Origin of the sequence: Parabacteroides sp. TM07-1AC (genome assembly GCF_003480915.1) — a bacterium.
In the GTDB taxonomy this organism is placed as follows: domain Bacteria; phylum Bacteroidota; class Bacteroidia; order Bacteroidales; family Tannerellaceae; genus Parabacteroides; species Parabacteroides chongii.
The window spans coordinates 365126-386562 of sequence record NZ_QUKD01000002.1 but is presented as its reverse complement, the minus strand read 5'-3'; the positions used below and the strand labels follow the sequence as shown (position 1 = coordinate 386562).

The following is a 21437-nucleotide window of genomic DNA, read 5'->3' as shown; positions in this document are numbered from 1 at the left end:
GTAAACAAAAAACGAAGGCTTTATGAAAAAGAATAGATTGTTCCGTGTTTTTCTGCTATGTCTTTTAGTATTGCATACTGTTTCTTTCCGGACTGTAGCCCAGTCTTATGAGCAAATGTGGGAACAGGTAGAGGTGATGGAACAGAAACAACTGCCGAAATCAGCCGTTGGAGAAGTTCAGAAAATCTATGATCGTGCCAGCCGGGAAAAGAATGTTCCTCAATTGATGAAAGCCTGGTTGACGAAAGCCTCTTTACATATCGATGTAACGCCGGACAGTCTACCCGGCGAGTTAGACCGGTTGAAAAAATGGGCTATCGAAGAAACGGATCCGGTACATCAAGCCGTACTGAATAATCTGTTGGGGTATTATATATTGGACACAGGAAAAAGAGATGAATCGGCAATCGACAGTGCTATTTCTTATTTTCGTCTTTCTCTCCAAAATCCGGAGATACTGGCAACGCAACCGGCCGGGAACTATCGTCCTATGACGGTAAGTGCGAAACTGAGTGAAACATATTATAACGATAACATGTTTCAATTGCTTGCCAGTCAGGCTATCACACGGTTGAAAGGATATTGGATCGTTGATCCGGCGTTGAGGACAAAAATAGAAACAGAAGTTCTTGCCATCCATGACCGTTTAATATCCTATTATAAGCAACAGGGAATGAGAGATGCCCTGTTGTTGTCGTTACTGGATAAGTTATATATGGAAGGGTATGATGTCGGTCGGGGAGGAGTGGGTGAAAAGCTGAGATTGACACAGGAGCGTGTTGTCGATTTGCTGAAACAGTGGACTGTCGAGTTTGCGGATTCTCCGGTTTGTGGTGAAGTGTATAACCAGTTGGCTGTACGCTATGATGCGATGGGTGATTATGTAGCCAAACTACAAGCGGCGCAAACAGGGTTAGAGAAATATCCCCAATCGCCTTCCTGTCGTGACTTAAAAGAGCAGGTTGCTGAGGTACTGACACCTCGTTTCAATGCAGATATTCCTTTTGCCTATCCCGGAATGGATGTTGATTTTAAGATTCATTATCGGAATCTGTCGGGTTTTACTGTTGAACTCTACCGGATGGATTTGACGCCGACAAGTAGTGTATTGGCAGGTGGAGAAATTCATTCTTCAGTTGTAAAAAAGTATGGCAGGTTAGTGGATAGCCGTCATTATCAGTTAGCCGAAACTCCTGATTACAAGGAAACGGATACATTGGTACATTACAGGTTTCCGACGGAAGGTATTTATGTCGTTAAGTCTATCCCGGACGGTAATCCGGCATATACTGCTTACGGAAGAGCTTATGTTTCCACCCTCCAGGCGGTTTTATTGGATTTGCCCGATGGGAAACAGGAAATAACAGTCGTCGATAAACTGACCGGGCATCCGGTGGTTGGTACGGAAGTTGCTTATTATCGTGTGGATCAGGGAGGAGGTTTCCGGTTGATTGAAACACATCCGACCAATAATAAAGGGTGCGTGACACTGGTTCCTCCAAAAGAAGAGAACTGGTTGGGTATCAATGTGCGCAAACCGGAAGCCGATTATATGGAAATTACTTATGCGGAACGTTCTGTTCATAGATATAATGGAAATACCAAGCCGGGAGAACAGAAAAAGATATCTCTTTTTACGGATCGTGCTCTTTATCGTCCCGGTCAGATAGTCTATGTGGCAGGATGGGTCTACGGACAACAAGGAGACTCGACCTATGTGCTTCCGGCAACGGAAAGTGAAGTTATTCTGCGTGATGCGAACAGACAGGAAATAGGCAAACTGAATTTGACAACGGACAGTCTAGGTTCATTTTCCGGAAACTTTGTATTACCGGAAACCGCTCGGCCTGGGGAGTTTGAACTGGCGGTGAAAGATGGAGACAGCCGTTATATTCGGGTGGATGAATATAAACGCCCCACTTTTGATGTAATTTTTCATCCGTATCGCTCCTCTTATCAAATGGGGGATACATTATTAGTAACGGGGGAGGTTAAAACCTTTGCCGGTGTGCCAGTAGGAGAATGTGAGCTGAGCTACAAAACGGTTCGTTCACAAAATGAGTTTTGGCGTATTTCCGGTAGTGAGACGATATTGGAGACCGGAAAACTTTTGACAAATGCTGATGGAAGTTTTGAATTACCTGTTTTTCTGCGTAAACCGGATGATTTCAATACGAATGATCCCGGACGTTATTATACTTTTAACGTGACGGCCCAGGTGATTAATAAAGTCGGTGAAATGGAAAGTAATTCTCTCTCTTTGCCTGTAGGCTTACAATCGTTGGCTTTGCGTATCCGTGGATTACGTTCCAAAGTGGCACGGGAGAAGCGTGACTCCATGGAAATCCTTGCTACGAATCTGAGTGGCCAGCTTGTAAAAAGCCAGACGGTCTGTGTGGTTTATTCTTTGGATGAGGCTGGGAGAAAAAGAGATGAAGTTTGGCGAGATACCATTGAAACCCAGCGAATGTTTGTCCCCCACGAGCTATTGAAACTTCCTGCTGCTAATTACCGAATGGAAGTTGCTGCAATGGATGAACAGGGTAGATTGTGCTCGGCGAGTCAGGACTTTGTCCTCTTTTCACTGTCTGATCGTCGACTTCCGATCGCTTCGCCGGAATGGTTTTATCAAGATGGGACAACATTCTATGGAGAACAACCTGTAAACTTGTATGTTGGAACCAGTGAGAAAGATGTCTGTCTGTTTTACGATGTATTTTGTGGAAAAAAACGTATCCATTCGGAAAGGATGACACTGTCTGATGAAATCCGTCCGTTTTCTTATGTGTATAAGCCTGAGTATGGTGATGGTATTACTGTTAATTTCGCTTTTATGCGTAAGGGTGTTTTTTATTCCAAGCAAGTAAAAATAACCCGGCCTTGTCCGAAGAAGGAACTCAAACTGCAATGGAAAACATTTCGTGATAAGTTGCTGCCGGGAGGAAAAGAAACCTGGGAACTCCGGATAATGTCACCGGCCAAGAAAGCAGCGGATGCCTGTTTGCTGGCGACTCTTTATGATGCATCGCTCGATAAGCTGTATCTCAATGACTGGGACTTCAGATTGAATTATCCTCGTTTTACGCCTGACATACGGCATAATATGATTGTTCATGGCCATTCGATCTGGATGTATAGCAGTTTCCCTTATTCTGCCAGTTCTGCACATGGTTTTAGCTGGAATGACTTTAGTTATATGCGTGTTCCTCTATGGCGTGTTCCGTATGCCGGTCTTAGTTTCAAGGAAAAAGTAACAAGCCGGATGAAGAAGGCTACAAACGTTGAGATTGCAGATGAAATCTCGGTGGATAATGGTTTTGATTTTGGGGACGGAACTTCTGTGATGGCTATAGCTGAATCTTCATCTCCTCTTGAATTGGACGATGGTTCTCCGTATGTTCCCCTCCGTGAGAACTTTGTAGAAACTGCATTTTTCTATCCTTCTCTTCGGACGGATACGAATGGAGTTGTCAGTATCGCGTTTACGCTTCCGGAAACGCTGACTGAATGGAAATTTATGGGGCTTGCTCATACATCTACTATGGATTATGGTTTTATAACCGCTAAAGCGAAAGCTGTTAAGTCATTTATGGTGGAAACAAATATGCCGCGTTTTATCCGGGTGAATGATGAGGCGGTTATCAGTACGACAATTACCAATATCTCGGAAAAAACGGCTCAGGGGATTATCCGGATGGAATTGATAGTTCCGGAGACCCGCGAAGTCATATCGACTCAAAAGCGGACGTTCAATGTTGATGCCCATCGTACAATGGCAGTTTCGTTCGATGTGAAAGGGGATGATAAATATTCGGCTTATATTTGTCGGATTGTTGCCGAGACTGATGGGTTCAGTGATGGAGAGCAACATCTTCTTCCGGTTTTGTCAGATAAACAGTGGATGACAGATGCTATATCCGTCCAGTTGAATGGAACGGATAATAAAACGGTTGCATTGGACGGTTTGTATAACGACGATAGTAAAACGGCAATTCGTAAGCAACTGACAGTCGAGTTGACAGCTAATCCGGAATGGTATGCCGTACAAGCTCTTCCGGTGATTGCTGAGGCGGATAACGATGATGCTTTATCGTGGGCAACCGCTTTTTATGCCAATTCTTTGTCTGATGTGATTCTCAATACCAATGCTGATAATAAGACGGCTGTTTCCCGTTTACGTGAATTGCAGTTACCTGACGGATCATGGAGCTGGTATAAAGGTATGCGAGGAAATGATCATGTTACCTACCAAATAGCGGAGATGTTTGCCCGACTGCAAGCGATGAATATATCTGTAGAACCTGTGAAAGATATGTATGATAAAGCTTTGGACTATTTAGCTGATCGCTGGATGACTACTTACAGGCAAATGATAGCAGAGGAAAAGAAAGGAAAAAAGGATTTGATGCCGGACGGACAATCCATCAATTATTTATACATCTGTGCACTGGATAAACAAGCTGCTTCCCAAATTGAAAAAAAGGCCTGTTCGTACATGATCGATAAACTTGAATCCGGGAAATCTGATTATACGATTTACGAGAAAGCCCGTGTAGCTCTCATACTATATGAGGCTGATAAACAAGCAAAGGCAAAAGAACTGGTACGCTCTATAAAAGAATATACTGTGACTACAGATGAAATGGGACGTTATTTCGATACATCTAAAGCAACCTATTCCTGGAACAGTTACCGTATTCCTACACAGGTCGCTGCAATCGAGGCCATATCCCGCATAGACTATGATTCCGTCATGATAAATGAAATGAAGCAATGGCTGTTGAAACAGAAACAGGTGCAAGTATGGGAGACATCTGTTGCTACTGCCGATGCGGTGTATGCTTTTCTTTCCGGCAGTAAAAAAAGCATATCCGGAAACAGTCGTGTAAAAGCAAAAATAGCAGAGAAGGAAGTGGTGACTCCTAACGATACGTTGGGGTATGCCAGTCATACGTTTTTCGGAAAAGAAGCAGAAGTTCGGGAGATAGAGATCTGTCGTTCCGGTGCAGGTATGGGATGGGCCGCTGTATATGCACAATATATGGAAGATATGGGAAAGGTTCGGAAGGCAAAAGGAAATGGTTTAAAAATAACCCGCACTTATAGTAAGAATGGAAAGACTGTTTCTCCGAAAACAGAGTTGCATGTAGGAGATGAATTAACGGTACAGCTTACGGTGAAGGCTGACCGAGACATGGATTTTATACATATCACGGATTCCCGTGCCGCCTCTATGGAGCCTAAAGAGAAATTATCCGGTTATGTTTTTTCCGATAATATCAGTTATTATCAAGTGATAAAAGATTCTTCTATCGAGTTTTTTATAGATAAGTTTCGTAAAGGCACTGTTCAGTTAGAATATAAGATCTATCTGGATCGTCCGGGAGTTTATCAGACCGGAATAACGACTGTACGATCTGTGTATGCTCCTGAGTTTACAGGGTATTCAGGAAGCACGGTTATTGATGTACAAGAATAGTTTAATACAAAATTTGACTGCTATATGATGAAAAACAAACTTTTTTATTATTTAATAGCAATTGCATGCTTGGGGTGCCAGCATAAGGAAGGGAATAAGGAGCAGATATCTTATTTACTCAAACAGGATACTGTAAATAAGTCCTCTGTCGCAATGGTTCCGGATGAGAGTTCCTTTGAAATGAGATTATATGCAGAAGTTCTCCCTGTAACAGAGGATAGAGTGTATTTTACAATATATAATCATTCGGACAGAGAAGCTGTCTTCGGTGATGATGTGAAGATTGAGTATTATGATACAATCACTTCTACTTGGGTGAATACTTATCCGGAGAATGCTGTTTACACCTTGATGGCTCATCCTGTACCTTCTCATGGATATTGTGATGGCAACGCTTTTCTATATAAGCATGAACCAGGAAAGTATCGGATTGTAAAGACAATAGATAAGGCAAACCAATCTTATTTGGTTATCGGTAATTTTTCTCTTTCCAATACGCATGAGATTGCTCAAATATATAAGGAGCCGGATTGGGGCCCCGTTCAATATAAGGATGGTTATGAGGCATTGGATATGTTTATTAAAAGAAATACATATTATCCTGCTGCATTAAAAGGATCCGGCTTGAAAGCGGTAGTGGTTTGTGAATTAACTATTGACACATTGGGACGAATACAAAAAACTAAAATATTGAGTAAAAAAACGAACCTTCTCTTTGAAGAACAAGCAATAAAGTTAGTTGGAAAAATTCCGGGAAAATGGCAGCCCGCTTGTGATAGTCATGGTCGTTACCTGGACAAATATGGAGTTTTTGTGAGATTTGATGAAGGCAGTAAGTAGATTTTAATTCGTGATCTTATTTTGTTTTATCCATCAAATGAGTACTTTTACGCATATTATTGAGCAAACCTGTACAGTATAAGGGAGATTGAGGAATGGATTTCGAGAACTTTTATATAACATGGTATTCACGTGTCAAGCACTTTGCACGTGACTATGTCCTTTCTGAAGAAGAAGCGGAGAACATTACACAAGATGTTTTTCTGGATTTCTATCAAAAGAGAGAATCGCTTGATTTCCATATAAATGTGATTGCCTATTTGTTTACATCAGTGAAGAACAGGTGTATTGATTATTTGCGGCGTAAACTTTTGGAACAGGAAGCCACCTCAAAGATGCAGGAGGATTTTGATTTGTCTTTCCGCATGAAGTTCGATTCTTTGGAAGCTTTCGATGTAGAGGGACTTTCGGAGGACAATATAAAGGATATAATAGAAAAAGCACTTAATACACTGCCTGAACGATGTCGGGAAATATTTATATTGAGTAAATTGGAAGGGAAAAAGCAGAAAGAGATAGCAGAAGAATTGAATGTATCTGTCAAAACCATTGAAGCACAGATGACTATTGCCTATAAAAAGTTAAGAGAAGAATTGAAAAACCATTTACCCCTGTTGCTGTTTATTTTATTTTCTTGTGAAAATTGAGAAAATAGAAAAATAATCAGATTTCTTTAGGGGAATTATTTTTTCTGTTCGTTTACTATATAAAGAACGTAAAGAATGGATGAAAGAATCATAAAATATTGTCAGGGACTATTGTCGAAACAGGAACAGGACCTGCTTTTGAAGGAAGCCTATGATAATCCGGAACTGAAAGCTCAGATAATAGATTATCAGCACTTACATAGTTTGTTGGAATTGGTTCCCGAAAAAGCCGATGTCCGGCAGGGATATAAGGAATATGGCAACTTTAAAAGACTTGTGAATTCTCAGAAGAGAAAAGTTTGGCTGGTTTCATTGAGCCGTTATGCTGCCGTTATAGTGATTGCCTTTGTATCTGCATGGATGCTGGCATCTTACTATTTGTCGGGAAAGATATCAGATGAACAGGAGCTGATTGCTTTTCAACAGGAACTGCTAGTCCCTGCCGGACAACGTGCAGAACTGACATTGCCTGACGGAACGAGAGTCTGGTTGAATGCAGGCTCCAAATTATCCTATCCTTCATTTTTTGAGAAAGAGCGAAAGGTCTTTTTATCGGGAGAAGGATTCTTTAATGTAGCCAAAAATGAAAAAGTCCCTTTCATCGTATCAACCCGAACAATTGATGTAAAAGCTTTGGGAACCCAGTTTAATGTGTTCAGTTATCCTACAAGCGATTATACCAGTGTTTATCTTCAAGAAGGAAAAGTAAAAGCCTACTTCCCGTCTTCAGAAACGGAAGGTGTTGTGTTGTCTCCGGAACAATATTTGATACAAGAGGGCAAACAATTCAAACTTTCCACAATGGATCCGGACGATTTGTTATGGCGTGAAGGTATCTATACTTTCAAAAGACAGAAGCTGGGAAGTATAATAGAAAAGCTGGAATTGTATTACGATGTGAAGATAATTGTGAAAGATCCGGAAATATTGAATTATGAATATGTCGGGAAATTCCGTCAACGGGATGGGGTGATGGAGATTCTCTCTCTGATTCAACGAATACATAAGTTTAAGATTAAAAAGAATGATGATTTGAATCAGATAGTATTGAGCAAGTAAAAACAGATTATTAACCTTTAAATGTAGTATGTATGGGGCCATGAAAGATTAAAAAAAATCGGCAGATATTGGCGTATCCACCGATTTTGTGAAAAGTAAAACCATTTGTGTTCAGAAAATTAGTATTTACTTAACAAAACAAAGATATGAAAATAAATCCTTTGTTAACGCATCTCTTGTGTCTAAAAAAATATCAAAAGGCATTCAGAATTATGAAACTATCTTTTTTTATCCTGTTTGTATTTGTGTGCCAGCTGTTTGCTTTGAATACTGATGCACAGAATGTTACCATCGAGTTGAAATCGAATAAGCTTTCGATAGAAGAACTGTTTAAGGAAATAGAGAAACAGACAGATTATCTTGTCGTATATAGTACGAGCGGTGTCCGTTCGAATTTCGATTTGTCATTAACGAAAAAGAAAGCACAGGTTGCTGATTTACTGAATGAGGCATTGAACGGACATGGCTTGAAATATGAGTTTGTCAATAATTACATTATATTGTCAAAGCAGGAAGAGTCTATTGTACAGCAAAATAAAGTGAAGATCGAAGGCGTTGTTTTTGATCCTACGGGAGAACCTATCATTGGTGCCAATGTAGTGGAAAAGGGAACAATGAATGGTATTATTACAGATATAGACGGAAAATTCTTTTTGGAAGTTACTCCCAATGCAATTTTAGTGGTTTCTTATATTGGTTATAAGACTGAGGAAGTAGTTGTTGCTAATAAACAAAACTTGTCAATAACATTGAAAGAAGATTCAGAAACCTTGGAGGAAGTTGTGGTTGTCGGTTATGGAACACAAAAGAAGGTGAACCTGACAGGGGCTGTTTCACAGGTAACTTCCAAGGTGTTGGAAAATCGGCCGATTACGAATTTGGGACAGGGCCTTCAAGGTGTAGTTCCTAATTTGAATATATCTTTTAATGGAGGTGATCCTAATGCGGAAGCAACTATGAACATTCGTGGTTTGGCTTCAATCAGTGGAGAGGGAAGTTCTCCGTTGGTGATGGTTGATGGAGTTCAGATGAATATGAATATGGTCAATCCGGAGGATGTGGAAAGCGTATCGGTTTTGAAGGATGCTTCTTCTGCGGCGATTTATGGTGCACGTGGTGCGTTTGGTGTCATTTTGATTACAACTAAAAAAGGGAAGACTGATCGTAAGCCGGTTATTGAGTATTCTGGTAGTATTCAATTAAATACACATACCTATTTACCAGATATGTTGAGCGCTCCTGATTATATGGATGCAATGAATGAATCTTCATTTAACAATACAGGAAAAGATAAATACTCAGCAGAACAGGTTCAGTGGGTGAAAGATTATTATAATGACCCTGTTAATAATCCTGTTTACCATATGATGGAGAATGGTAAAATATTTTGGAACTCGAATAATAATAACTATAAGCAGATGCTTCAAAAATGGGCTCCTACTCATAAACATACTGTAAATATTAGTGGAGGAAGTAAGGCTATTCGTTTTTATGCTTCTGCTGGTTATATGAATCAAGAAGGGATGTTTAAGGATGCGACTGATATATTCAAAAGATATAATTTTCTAAGTAATATTTCTGCTGATTTAACTCCGACAGTTCGTGTTGGTTTCAAGGCAGCTTATACACATACTGTTTATGATGCTCCTCATGCGTATTCCACAAAAGGTACTAATTGGTGGGAGCAAATGACTCGTGGTGAACCGCAGATATTATTCCCTATTACAACACCTGAAGATTCTCCTGTTGGGGGAGGTGTTCCGACTGAGCACTTTTATAATTTCTTGACTAGCGGTTCTAGAAATGTAACTAACAATGATTTAACTCTATTAATGGGTAATGTGGAATGGGATGTTGTGAAAGGTTTGAAATTAAAGGGAGACTTTAGTTATAGAGCAACTAATGACAGAAAAAAAGATATACAAAAGGAATTTGATTATATACGTGATTCCTGGACTACACAGAATAGCGCAACTTTCCCTTCTTCTATTCTTGCTCAAAACGCACGAAGCAATTATTTTGCAGCAAATATATATGGAGAATATATGACTTCGATTAATGATAAACACAATATTACAGTATTGGCTGGTTTTAATCAGGAGTGGGAAACTTATCGAAAGGATTATACTCAAAAAGAAGAACTGGTTTCCAGTGATATTCCTTCTGTCAGTTTAGGTACAGGCAAAGTTACGACAAAAGATGAAGAATATAGTTGGGCTATTCGTGGTGTGTTTATGCGTCTGAAATATGATTATATGAATAAATATTTGTTTGAGATGAATGGTCGTTATGATGGTACTTCTAAATTTCCTCATAATTCTCGCTACGGTTTCTTCCCTTCATTTTCTGTAGGATGGCGTATTTCTTCAGAAGCCTTTATGGAATCTACGCACTCTTGGCTGAATGATTTGAAAGTGAGAGCTAATTATGGTAGTTTGGGAAACCAGAATGTTAATGGCTATTATCCTTATATCTCAACTTTTGGGGTAACACAGCAAACTTCTTTTATAATCAATGGCTCTTTACCTATTTCTGTGGCTGCTCCTGGATTGGTTTCTCCGGATTTGACTTGGGAAACTGTAAAGTCCTTAAACTTGGGTGTTGATGTAACTGTATTAAATCGTTTGAGTGCAAGTTTTGATTGGTTTAATAGAAAAACGATTAATATGTTGACTGAGGGAGATAAGCTTCCTTCCATTTTGGGAACGGATGTTCCTAGACGAAATAATGCAGATATGAAAACTTATGGTTGGGAACTGTCTGTTAATTGGCGTGATCAGTTGGCTAATGGTTTTTCTTATGATTTGGGTTTAATTTTGTCTGATTATCAAAGTGAAATCACGAAATTTGATAATAACCCAAGTAAGTTGTATGATAATTACTATGTAGGAAAAAAGATCGGTGAGATTTGGGGATATGAAACTGTCGGAATCTTTCAGTCGAAAGAAGAGGTGGCAGCAGCTGCCAACCAAAGTAAATTGGGAAATGGAGATAAGTGGGGGCCTGGTGATACACACTATGCGGATCTGAATGGTGATAAGGTAATAGACTGGGGTGATAAAACGGTAGATAATCCGGGTGATACAAAGGTGATTGGAAATACGACACCACGTTATCAATTTGGTATAACAGCTAATCTTGCGTGGAAAGGTTTTGATTGTAATATTTTTATTCAAGGTATTGGAAAACGTGATTTTTTCCCGATAGGTAATTATTTTTGGGGACATATTAATAATGCGAATGCAGTTGGTACCTATGAAGTATATAAAAATGCATGGAGAGAAGATAATCCGGGAGCATTTTATCCTATGTGGAAAGCTTCTTCGATGAGTTATAATGTGAGAACACAGACTCGTTATTTGCAAAGTGGTGCTTACGCTCGTTTGAAAAACTTTACAATTGGATATACAATTCCTTCATCGATTACTCAAAAAATCAGATTGAATAAAGTTCGTGTTTACTTTTCAGGTCAGAACTTGTTTGAAATTACTAATATGAGAGGAAATTTTGATCCGGAACTTATTGGTAATGTAGATGATAAAAATTCAAGTTCAGAAGTGGGTAAAGTGGGTGAGTTCTATCCACTACAACGTTCAATGTTATTCGGTTTACAGTTATCATTATAATTTAGAGCAATATGAAATCAATTAAAATATTACTGGCAGGTAGCATCATGTTAGCAACATTGGTTGCTTGTAATGATGATTTTATGGATCGTTTTCCTACAACTGATATTAGTGATCAGAACTTTTGGCATTCGGCACGGGATATGGAGTTGTATTGTAATGGCTTATATACATATATAAAAGGACACGGCACGGGACATGAAAGAAGTCCATTGTTATCAGGCGATAATCAGAGTGATAATATGGCTCCTCAAGACTATGACAAAGTCGCTGCCGGAGAACATATAGTACCGGAGAGTTCTAATGAAACTGAGTGGAATTGGACCTTTATTCGGAAATGTAATTATTTTTTGGCTCGCTATCAACAAGCTGAGATTAGCCAGGAGGAAAAAGATCGTTATGCAGCTGAGGTTTATTTCTTTAAAGCTTGGGATTATTTTGAAAAAGTGAAGCGATATGGAGATGTGCCTTGGTTGATGAAAGATTTGACAACGGAGTCGGAAGAGTTGTTTGGGACAAGGACCCCGCGGGTGGAAGTCGTGGATTCGGTATTGGCATGTATTGACTGGGCAATAGATAAATTACCTACTAAGAAAAATGCAGTTTCTGGCCGTATTAATCGGGATGTTGCATTGATATTGAAAGCAAGAATTTGCTTACATGAAGGTACATTTCGTAAATATCATCAAATAGATAATCCGAATAAATTTTTGAAAGAAGCAGTCAATGCAAGTCAGATATTAATGCAAGATGGAAATTATCGGATTTATAATACTGGAAATCCGGAATTGGATTATCGAACACTTTTCTGTACCTTAGACTTGAAAGATAATCAGGAAATGATTTATTATAAGGTGTATGAAGAAGGGTTATTAGGTAATAGAACAAGTAACCTACTGGAAGGTGGGGAATCTACTTTAGGTTTTAGTGTGGCCAAATCGTTGGTTGATGCTTATCTTTGTGAATGCGGGAAACCCATATCTCTTTGTAAAGAACATTTTCTAGGACATGATAGTATTCAAGCAGAAATGTTGCATCGTGATCCTCGTTTGTGTCAGACTATTTGTTATCCAGGGCAAGATTTACAGCGTGATACGAAAATTCCTGCTATTCCTGGGTCGAATATTTCTACTTCAAATATTCCTACCGGTTATCAAATAATAAAATACTGGGTAGACGATCCTGCAGAATATCTGCGCTATCAGAATGGTATTTTGGATGCTCCTATATTCCGTTATGCAGAGGCTTTATTGATTTATGCGGAGGCAAAGGCTGAATTAGGTGAATGTACACAATCAGATTTGGATATTTCAGTGAATTTGTTGCGTAAACGTGCGGGAATGCCGGATATGGTTATTGATCAATTGGTGAAAGACCCGATGTCTGATTTTCCTTCTTTGCCGGTACTGATAGACGAGATTAGAAGGGAGAGGCGTGTAGAATTTGCTTTGGAAAATATGCGATATGATGATTTGATGAGATGGAAAGCGGGTAAATTGTTGGAAAAGACGGTTCGTGGAATGAAATTTGTTCAGTCTCAGTATCCCTCAGTCGTCATTGGTAAACATATTGATGTGGATAGTGAAGGATTTATTCTGCCATATTGGAATATTTTGCCGAATGGACGTAAATTTGATGAATCTAAACATTACTACTTCCCGCTTCCGACAGAAGAACTGGTTATTAATGAAAATTTAAAACAAAATCCAGGTTGGTAATCAATTATGAGAAAGATTCTTTATTCTGTAGCCGCTTTGGCTACATTGAGTTGCTCGGCGTGGGCAAAGGGAAAAGAGGCAAAGAATGTGCTGTTTATCCTTGTCGATGATATGCAGAAGACCTGCATTCATGCCTATGGCAATAGTCAGGTCGTATCACCTAATATTGACAATATAGTCAATCAAGGTATTTCCTTTACGCATACCTATACGAACGGTTCGTTGGGAGGAGCCTTATCTATGCCTAGTCGTGCCATGATTATGACAGGTCGAGGCGTCTATGAAGTGAGTGGTGATGGAGCTGTGATTCCGGAACAACATGTCACATTGCCGGAGTTATTGCGTTCGAATGGATACGAAACATTTGCTACCGGAAAATGGCATGCTGACCGATTGGCTTTTAATCGTTCATTCGCCCAGGGAGAAAACATCTTTTTCGGAGGAATGCATTCATATAAAACGAATGGGCATGTCGCTCCCCGTTTGAACCATTATGACCCGGAAGGAAAATACGACAAACCTTTTGTTGGAGATAAATTCTCTTCCGAGATGTTTGCCGATGCCGCTGTTGATTTTCTGAATAAAAGAAAGAAGAATGACAAACCATTCTTTGCCTTTGTCGCTTTTACTTCGCCGCACGATCCGCGTATGAAGCATCCGGAATATGGACATCACTATAATCCGGAAGACGTGGAATTGCCCGTTAATTTCCTGCCACAGCATCCGTTTGATAATGGAGAATTAAAAATCCGTGATGAGGTCTTATTACCTTTCCCCCGGACAGAAGCTATGATGAAGAAGGATTTGGCTGACTATTATGGCATGATTAGCGAAGTCGATACACAAATCGGTCGTATTATGAATACCTTGCGGGAAAAAGGAGAGTTGGAAAATACGATTATTGTCTTTGCTTCCGATAATGGTTTGGCTGTCGGTCGTCATGGGCTTTTGGGTAAGCAGAATTTATATGAACATAGTATCAGTGTCCCCATGGCAATGATTATCCCTGGTATGGAGAAAGGAACGAGTAAGGACGTCGATTGTTATTTGTATGATATTTATCCTACGCTTTGCGATTTGCTGCATATTCAGCCAGCACCATCTGTTACAGGAAAATCGCTGCTTCCGGTTCTGCATGGAGCAACCAAGCATAGAGATCAGTTGTTCCTTGCCTATAATAGTTTCCAGAGAGCTTTGGTGAAGGATGGCTGGAAATATATCATTTATAACGTGGATGGTGTCATTACGGAACAGTTGTTCAACCTGCAGACTGACCCGGACGAGATGGTAAACCTGGCTACAGATGCAAAGTACGATTTCAAAAAACAGGCTTATAAGCGTATTTTGAAAGAAGAGATGAAAAAGAATAACGACTTCTGTAATCTGGATTTGCATTACTGGATGGGAAGACCGGGAAAGATGTCCTGGGATGAAGCTTCTAAATTGTATGTTTATTGAACTGATCCCTGATTAGAAGTTGAGAAAATAAGAGGTTGCGTCATTTTTTTGGGCGTAACCTCTCTTTTTTATTTTAAGGTTGCCCGAAAGAAACCAATCGGGAATAAAATATTTTTTACGTGGCAGTTTGGAGATAATCTTGTATATTTGCAAGTTATAAAAAAGATATACCGGATATATTCGGATATCGGTTAACGAGGATTTTATATGGCAAAGAAAGCAACTACAACAAAACAAAATAGTAACAACGGACCGGGTAAATTCGCGATGATGAAAATGTTTTTCACCAATGAACGTACCCGCTTCATCACCGGATTGGTAATCGCAATTATAACTATTTATATCGGATTAGCATTGATTTCCTTCTTCTTTACAGGAGGTGCCGATCAGAGTAAAATAGAAAACGTCCCGTTAACGGATCTGCTGACGAACAGAGGGTCGGTCGAGAACTGGACCGGAGTGAGGGGGGCCGTCCTGGCGGACCTGCTGATGAACCGCTGGTTCGGGATCTCTTCTTTTATGATCCTGTTCTTTTTGGGATCGGTTGGAGCTAAACTCATGAACTTGCGCCGCGTATCGCTGTTAAAGCGATTCTTGTTTTGTGCAGCCATGCTGATTTGGGGATCTATGTTTTTTGCTTTTGTGTTTATCTCCGGATATGAAGATACATTCATTTATCTGGGTGGACAGCATGGATATTACCTGTCGGAGATGATGATTACAAATGTCGGTATTCCCGGAACTATATTGCTGTTAGCCGGGGTCTTTCTGATCATCGCTATATTTTCCAGTAAGAGAACGATCCCGTTCCTGCAAAGTGTACTTTCATTCGGGTGGCTGAAGAACCGTTTGAAGAGAGACAAGACGGAAGAACCGGAGGAGACGGACGAAGCTGAAGACAGTGGAGAAGATACCGTTGAAGAAAATATATCCGAACGGGTGACCGGGGAACAACCGGACGAGAAACCGGAAACAGAAGATTTTGTTTTCGATACGGAAAAAGAAATAGAGACAGCCCGTCACGAAGAAAGCAAGCCGAAAACAGAAACTTATTCAAACATCTCCAATGACGAAGCCTTTGAGGTGACAGTGCCCCAGGAGGAAGAAGCATATGAAGCTCCGAATGCAGAAAATCAGCCGGATGATCCGGAAGACCTCCCTGGCGATCTTCGCTTTACAGTCGAGGTTCCGACCGGTGACGACGAAGTGTATGATGCCTCTGCTTTGGGCGATTACGACCCGAAACTGGATTTGTCCAACTTCCGCAATCCGCCGATCGAGCTGTTGAAGAAATATGATGTAAGCGATCATCAGGTCGATATGGACGAACAGATGGCGAACCAGAAACGAATCAAACAGACATTGGAAAGTTTCGGTATCAGTATTGCCTCTATTAAAGCGACTGTTGGTCCGACTATTACGTTGTACGAAGTAATTCCGGATACAGGTGTCCGTATCTCGAAGATCAAGAACTTGGAAGACGATATTGCCCTGAACCTGTCGGCTTTGGGTATCCGTATCATAGCCCCGATGCCGGGTAAAGGAACGATCGGTATCGAGGTGCCGAACAAAGACCCGCAGATCGTATCCATGCAGTCGGTGGTCGCTTCACGTAAATTCCAGGAGTCCAAATATGACCTGCCGGTCGTTTTGGGAAAGACCATTACGAATGAGATTTTCATGTTCGACCTCTGTAAGATGCCTCACCTGCTGGTGGCGGGTGCTACCGGACAGGGTAAATCAGTCGGCTTGAATGCTGTGATCACTTCTTTGTTATATAAAAAGCATCCGTCGGAACTGAAGTTTGTACTGGTCGATCCGAAGATGGTGGAATTTGGTATCTATTCCGATCTGGAACGTCATTATCTGGCGAAACTGCCCGATGCCGACAAAGCCGTTATTACCGATTGTACCAAGGTGATCATGACGCTTAATTCCGTTTGTAAGGAAATGGACGACCGTTATGAATTGCTGATGAAAGCCCATGTGCGTAACATCAAGGAATATAATGCCAAGTTCGTTTCCCGTCATCTGAATCCGGAAAAAGGACATAAGTTCATGCCGTTCATCGTAGTGATCATCGATGAGTTCGGTGACCTGATCATGCAGGCCGGTAAAGAAATCGAAACGCCGATTGCCCGTATCGCACAGAAAGCGCGTGCTGTCGGTATTCATATGATCATTGCCACGCAGCGTCCGTCTACCAATATCATTACCGGTATTATCAAGGCAAACTTCCCGGCTCGTATGGCATTCCGTGTGATGCAGATGGTCGACTCGCGTACGATCCTCGATGCTCCGGGAGCCAACCAGTTGATCGGTCGTGGTGACTTGCTGTTCTCGCAGGGCGGAGATACCAATCGTGTGCAATGTGCCTTTGTCGATACGCCGGAAGTGGAACAGATCGTCAACAATATATCAGCCCAGGCTGGATACGCGACAGCCTTCCTGTTGCCTGAATATGTGGGCGAAGGCGGTGAAGACAAAGCTCCGGGAGCAGTCGATCTGTCCGATCGTGACCCGTTGTTCGATGAGGCAGCCCGTCTGATCGTAATCCAGCAGCAGGGATCGACATCGCTGATCCAGCGTAAGTTCGCTATCGGTTATAACCGTGCAGGCCGTCTGATGGACCAGTTGGAAGCTGCCGGTATCGTCGGACCGTTTGAAGGAAGTAAAGCTCGTCAGGTATTGATCCAGGATGAATATAACCTGGAACAGTTGCTGAATTCGTTGAAATAAGATCTCTATTACCTCTTAATAAAGTAGACTCCTATGAAAAGAGAACAAAAGATAAAGATATGGAGAGCGATTGCTCTTTTCGGATTGTTGGCTTGCCTTCTTTTCGGTATCCGGATAACAAGCCGGGCACAGAATGCCGTTTCCATTTTGAATAAGGCTGCCGGTGCTTACGAGAACTCGAATGGGATTTCTGCCTCCTTTACATTGAATACCCGTTCGGATGTTCAGAAGGTCTCCGAGAGTTTCGAAGGAGCGATCCATATGAAAGGAGACAAATTTACATTGGTTACTCCGGATATGACTACCTGGTTCGACGGAACGACTCAATGGTCTTATGTGGAACGTAACGAAGAAGTCAATGTCAGTACGCCGACGGGCGAAGAACTGCAATTTACCAATCCGGCTCTGTTGTTGCGAATGTATAAGAAAGGTTTTACCCCCAAATATATCGGTGAAAGCACGGCTTCCAGCGGAAAGTCTGCTTATGATATCGAACTGACGCCTAAAAAGAAAGGCGACATCCTGAAGGTCGAACTGCAGATCGAGAAGTCGTCCAATTTTCCGGCGAAGATCAAGGTTGAGGCAAAGAATGGCATCAGTAGTACGATTCATATCAGTAATTTGAAGACGGGGGTAAACCAACCGGATGACTTTTTTGTTTTTAAGGAAAGCGATTATCCGGATGCCGAAGTGATCGACCTGCGTTAAAATATAAGCGATAAAATAAGTTTCTAGTATCTATTCAATTAACATAAAAACTATGAGCGATTCAATAAATGAAAAGGTTCGTTGCCTGATTATAGGTTCCGGTCCTGCTGGATATACAGCAGCTATCTATGCATCACGTGCTAATCTGTCTCCCGTCTTATACGAAGGCATTCAACCGGGCGGCCAGTTGACAACAACTACGGAAGTAGAAAATTTCCCGGGATATCCTGAAGGTATCACTGGTCCGGAGTTAATGGAAGACCTGAAACAGCAGGCTCTGCGTTTCGGTGCCGATATCCGTTTCGGTATTGCTACGGCGACTGATCTTTCCGCAGCTCCTTACAAAATAACGATCGACGGTGAGAAGGTGATCGAAACAGAAACATTGATCATCGCCACTGGTGCAACTGCCAAATACCTGGGTATTCCCGACGAACATAAATATGCCGGAATGGGTGTTTCTGCCTGTGCGACCTGCGACGGTTTCTTCTATCGTAAGAAAGTGGTAGCAGTAGTCGGTGGCGGCGATACAGCTTGTGAAGAAGCTATTTACCTGGCAGGATTGGCTAAACAGGTCTATCTGATCGTGCGTAAATCGTATCTGCGTGCTTCGAAAGTGATGCAGGAACGTGTGTTCAATACGCCGAATATTATGGTGCTGTTTGAACATAATACAATCGGCCTGTTTGGTGAAAACGGTGTGGAAGGTGCCCACCTGGTAAAACGTATGGGTGAACCGGACGAAGAAAAAGTGGATATTGCTATCGACGGCTTTTTCCTGGCTATCGGACACAAACCGAACTCTGATATATTCAAACCGTGGCTGGAAACGGATGAAATCGGTTATATCAAAACAATCCCCGACACACCGCGTACAAAAGTTCCCGGAGTCTTTGCTGCCGGTGATGTGGCAGATCCGCACTATCGTCAGGCGATTACCGCAGCAGGCAGTGGTTGTAAGGCAGCCATTGAAGCTGAACGCTACCTGTCAGAAGTAGGAAAATAAGGTCTGCTATTTAAGCTAATTAGCAGAAAAATAATAGGTAATACATCTATGTATCATGCATAGATGTATTATTTTTGTCCCCCAAATAATATCGTAGAGGGAGTGGTATGAAGAAAGTTTTGTTGTTATTACCTGTATTTTTATTGATAATAGGAGCTGTCCGTGCAGTAGAATCTCCGAAACATGAGATACGTGCGGTTTGGCTGACTACCGTTTATGGACTGGACTGGCCCAAAAGACCGGCGACAACCGAAGCCGGCAGGAAAGCCCAGCAACAGGAACTATGTACTATCCTGGACCGGCTCGCCGATGCGAATTTCAATGCTGTCTTTTTGCAGGTCCGCCTGCGGGGGGACGTTATTTACCGTTCGGCTATTGAACCGGCTTCGAAAACATTCTCAGGTAAATACGGCACAATGCCCGGATACGATCCGCTGGCTTTTGCGATAGAAGAATGTCACAAGCGTGGAATGGAGTGTCATGCCTGGTTTGTCACATTTCCTGTCGGTACGGACAAGACGGTCAAGGAACAGGGAAAACTTTCCGTTGTGAAACGTAAACCGAAACTCTGCAAACGGCATAACGGTGAATGGTATCTCGATCCCGGAGTGCCGGAGACTGCCGATTATATATTATCAATGGTAAAAGAGTTGGTAAACGGATACGATATCGATGGCATCCAGTTCGATTATATCCGTTATCCTGAACAGGCAAAGAGTTTTCCGGACAAAGCAGTCCATAAGAAATATGGGAAATCGGCCCGACTGGCTGATTGGCGGCGTGAGAATATCAATAAGATGGTCTATCGCATTTACGACTGGGTAAAAGCGGCAAAGCCCTGGGTGCAGGTCAGCAGTTCGCCACTGGGTAAATACAATCGTATCGAACGGGTCCCCAATGCCGGATGGACCGCGTATGAAAGTGTTTTCCAAGACCCTAAAATGTGGATGCAGAAAGGAAAACAGGATATGATCGTACCGATGATGTACTATCTGCATGACAACTTTTTCCCTTTTGTCGACAACTGGGTGGAGAATTGCAACGGACGCCTGGTCGTTCCGGGATTGGGGGCTTACCGGATGGATAAGTCGGAAGCGGACTGGACAGTCAATGACATTACCGACCAGATAGACTACAGCCGTTATTACGGAGGTGCGGGAGCTGCTTTTTTCCGTTGCGCGAATGTGCTGGATAATACGAAGGGACTGTATGATGAACTGAAAGATAATTACTATAAATATCCGGCGCAATTAGTACCGCTGACCTGGTTGAATGATCGTATTCCCGCTTCACCTGGTGATATCCGTGTGGAACGGGAGGGAGATGAATTGAAATTATCCTGGCAGAAACCGGCGGAGGAAAAGGAGGATCTTACCTATACTGTTTATTATTCGTTGACGGATTCGATCGATACGGCATCTGCCAAATCCATGCTGGCAACAGGAGTCAGGGATACTGTTTTGTATCTTCCTGTAGGAGCGAATGAGGAGAGAGGTTACAGTTTCAGTGTTTCAGCATCTACCCGCTACCATATAGAAGGGCTGCCTTCTCCGGAAACCTATTATTACTTATCCAAATTTCCTAAATAATATTAACGATTAGGAGTGGATATGTGAAAGCACTATCTTTGCGTTGAATGAAAAATGCTGTCACATATCTGTTTATCGTCTTTTTGGCGTCTCTTATTTTTTATGGAGGTGCCGGGGTGAACCTGATTACCTATTGCTGTGGCGATTGCCGCACGGAAGGGGTAGCCGTATTGCTGAACGATACATGTTGTGATGTGCACGAGCATAACTGTTGCAGCACTGCGGATGAGGTTTCGGCATGCGACTCCGGTTGCTGCGAAGAAGACTGCTGTCACATGGAGCGGATCAGCTTCGATTGGAGCAGTTCCAATAATCCGATAGTAGAATTACAACCGGCAGTGACCGACCTTTTGTCGTTTGCTTCTCCGTTAGCCTCACTGGTTCCGGTTCCTTTCCTGAAAGAATACATTTCACAGGAGCAGGATGGACCGCCTGTGGTCTGTCCGCGTGTCTACCTGTATTTGCTTACTTCACTTTTGATTTAGATCATCCTGATAACCTTTCCGTAATGTCACAACTGTGTCATGCTGTTGGCAATACTCTGCCATGCTCGTGGCAGAACAGTGCC

General features: G+C 41.8%; 12 protein-coding genes. All 12 read left to right on the top strand.

Annotation, left to right across the window (positions count from 1 at the left end):
• The first annotated feature begins 22 nt into the window (after positions 1-22).
• The 12 genes from DXD68_RS06320 (at position 23) to DXD68_RS06265 (ending at position 21354) form a co-directional block, all read left to right on the top strand.
• The gene (locus DXD68_RS06320; RefSeq protein ID WP_122360803.1) at positions 23-5479 is read left to right on the top strand and encodes an alpha-2-macroglobulin family protein; all 5457 of its coding nucleotides are present in this window, start codon (positions 23-25) and stop codon (positions 5477-5479) included.
• A 24-nt stretch (positions 5480-5503) separates the two neighbouring features.
• Entirely contained in the window at positions 5504-6319 is an 816-nt protein-coding gene (locus DXD68_RS06315) for an immunoglobulin-like domain-containing protein (RefSeq protein WP_122360802.1), read from the top strand.
• 95 nt (positions 6320-6414) lie between these two features.
• The gene (locus tag DXD68_RS06310) at positions 6415-6966 is read left to right on the top strand and encodes an RNA polymerase sigma-70 factor (RefSeq protein ID WP_122360801.1); all 552 of its coding nucleotides are present in this window, start codon (positions 6415-6417) and stop codon (positions 6964-6966) included.
• Positions 6967-7041: 75 nt separating this feature from the next.
• Positions 7042-8025 carry a FecR family protein gene (locus tag DXD68_RS06305; protein ID WP_122360800.1) on the top strand — a complete coding sequence of 328 codons (984 nt, stop codon included), beginning with the start codon at positions 7042-7044 and terminating at the stop codon, positions 8023-8025.
• A 146-nt stretch (positions 8026-8171) separates the two neighbouring features.
• Positions 8172-11651, top strand: coding sequence for a TonB-dependent receptor (locus DXD68_RS06300; protein ID WP_122360799.1), 3480 nt, complete (start codon positions 8172-8174; stop codon positions 11649-11651).
• Positions 11652-11662: 11 nt separating this feature from the next.
• Positions 11663-13369 (top strand): RagB/SusD family nutrient uptake outer membrane protein, encoded by a 1707-nt coding sequence (locus DXD68_RS06295; RefSeq protein ID WP_122360798.1) that lies wholly within the window; start codon positions 11663-11665, stop codon positions 13367-13369.
• A 6-nt stretch (positions 13370-13375) separates the two neighbouring features.
• Positions 13376-14827, top strand: coding sequence for a sulfatase-like hydrolase/transferase (locus DXD68_RS06290; RefSeq protein ID WP_122360797.1), 1452 nt, complete (start codon positions 13376-13378; stop codon positions 14825-14827).
• A gap of 207 nt (positions 14828-15034) precedes the next feature.
• Positions 15035-17566: an FtsK/SpoIIIE family DNA translocase gene (locus tag DXD68_RS06285; protein ID WP_122360796.1), complete on the top strand. Its 2532-nt coding sequence runs from the start codon at positions 15035-15037 to the stop codon at positions 17564-17566.
• Positions 17567-17599: 33 nt separating this feature from the next.
• Entirely contained in the window at positions 17600-18274 is a 675-nt protein-coding gene (locus DXD68_RS06280; RefSeq protein WP_122360795.1) for a LolA family protein, read from the top strand.
• Positions 18275-18326: 52 nt separating this feature from the next.
• On the top strand, positions 18327-19280 hold the full coding sequence (trxB, locus tag DXD68_RS06275) for a thioredoxin-disulfide reductase (protein WP_122360794.1): 954 nt from the start codon (positions 18327-18329) through the stop codon (positions 19278-19280).
• 107 nt (positions 19281-19387) lie between these two features.
• On the top strand, positions 19388-20869 hold the full coding sequence (locus tag DXD68_RS06270) for a glycoside hydrolase family 10 protein (RefSeq protein ID WP_122360793.1): 1482 nt from the start codon (positions 19388-19390) through the stop codon (positions 20867-20869).
• 47 nt (positions 20870-20916) lie between these two features.
• A complete protein-coding gene (locus DXD68_RS06265) occupies positions 20917-21354 on the top strand; it encodes a hypothetical protein (RefSeq protein ID WP_122360792.1) in 438 nt (145 codons plus the stop codon).
• The last annotated feature ends 83 nt before the right edge of the window (positions 21355-21437 follow it).

Coding starts and splice junctions, on each gene's coding strand:
- DXD68_RS06320 (WP_122360803.1), top strand. CDS start 23: ATGAAAAAGAATAGATTGTTCCGTGTTTTTCTGCTATGTCTTTTAGTA.
- DXD68_RS06315 (WP_122360802.1), top strand. CDS start 5,504: ATGATGAAAAACAAACTTTTTTATTATTTAATAGCAATTGCATGCTTG.
- DXD68_RS06310 (WP_122360801.1), top strand. CDS start 6,415: ATGGATTTCGAGAACTTTTATATAACATGGTATTCACGTGTCAAGCAC.
- DXD68_RS06305 (WP_122360800.1), top strand. CDS start 7,042: ATGGATGAAAGAATCATAAAATATTGTCAGGGACTATTGTCGAAACAG.
- DXD68_RS06300 (WP_122360799.1), top strand. CDS start 8,172: ATGAAAATAAATCCTTTGTTAACGCATCTCTTGTGTCTAAAAAAATAT.
- DXD68_RS06295 (WP_122360798.1), top strand. CDS start 11,663: ATGAAATCAATTAAAATATTACTGGCAGGTAGCATCATGTTAGCAACA.
- DXD68_RS06290 (WP_122360797.1), top strand. CDS start 13,376: ATGAGAAAGATTCTTTATTCTGTAGCCGCTTTGGCTACATTGAGTTGC.
- DXD68_RS06285 (WP_122360796.1), top strand. CDS start 15,035: ATGGCAAAGAAAGCAACTACAACAAAACAAAATAGTAACAACGGACCG.
- DXD68_RS06280 (WP_122360795.1), top strand. CDS start 17,600: ATGAAAAGAGAACAAAAGATAAAGATATGGAGAGCGATTGCTCTTTTC.
- trxB (WP_122360794.1), top strand. CDS start 18,327: ATGAGCGATTCAATAAATGAAAAGGTTCGTTGCCTGATTATAGGTTCC.
- DXD68_RS06270 (WP_122360793.1), top strand. CDS start 19,388: ATGAAGAAAGTTTTGTTGTTATTACCTGTATTTTTATTGATAATAGGA.
- DXD68_RS06265 (WP_122360792.1), top strand. CDS start 20,917: ATGAAAAATGCTGTCACATATCTGTTTATCGTCTTTTTGGCGTCTCTT.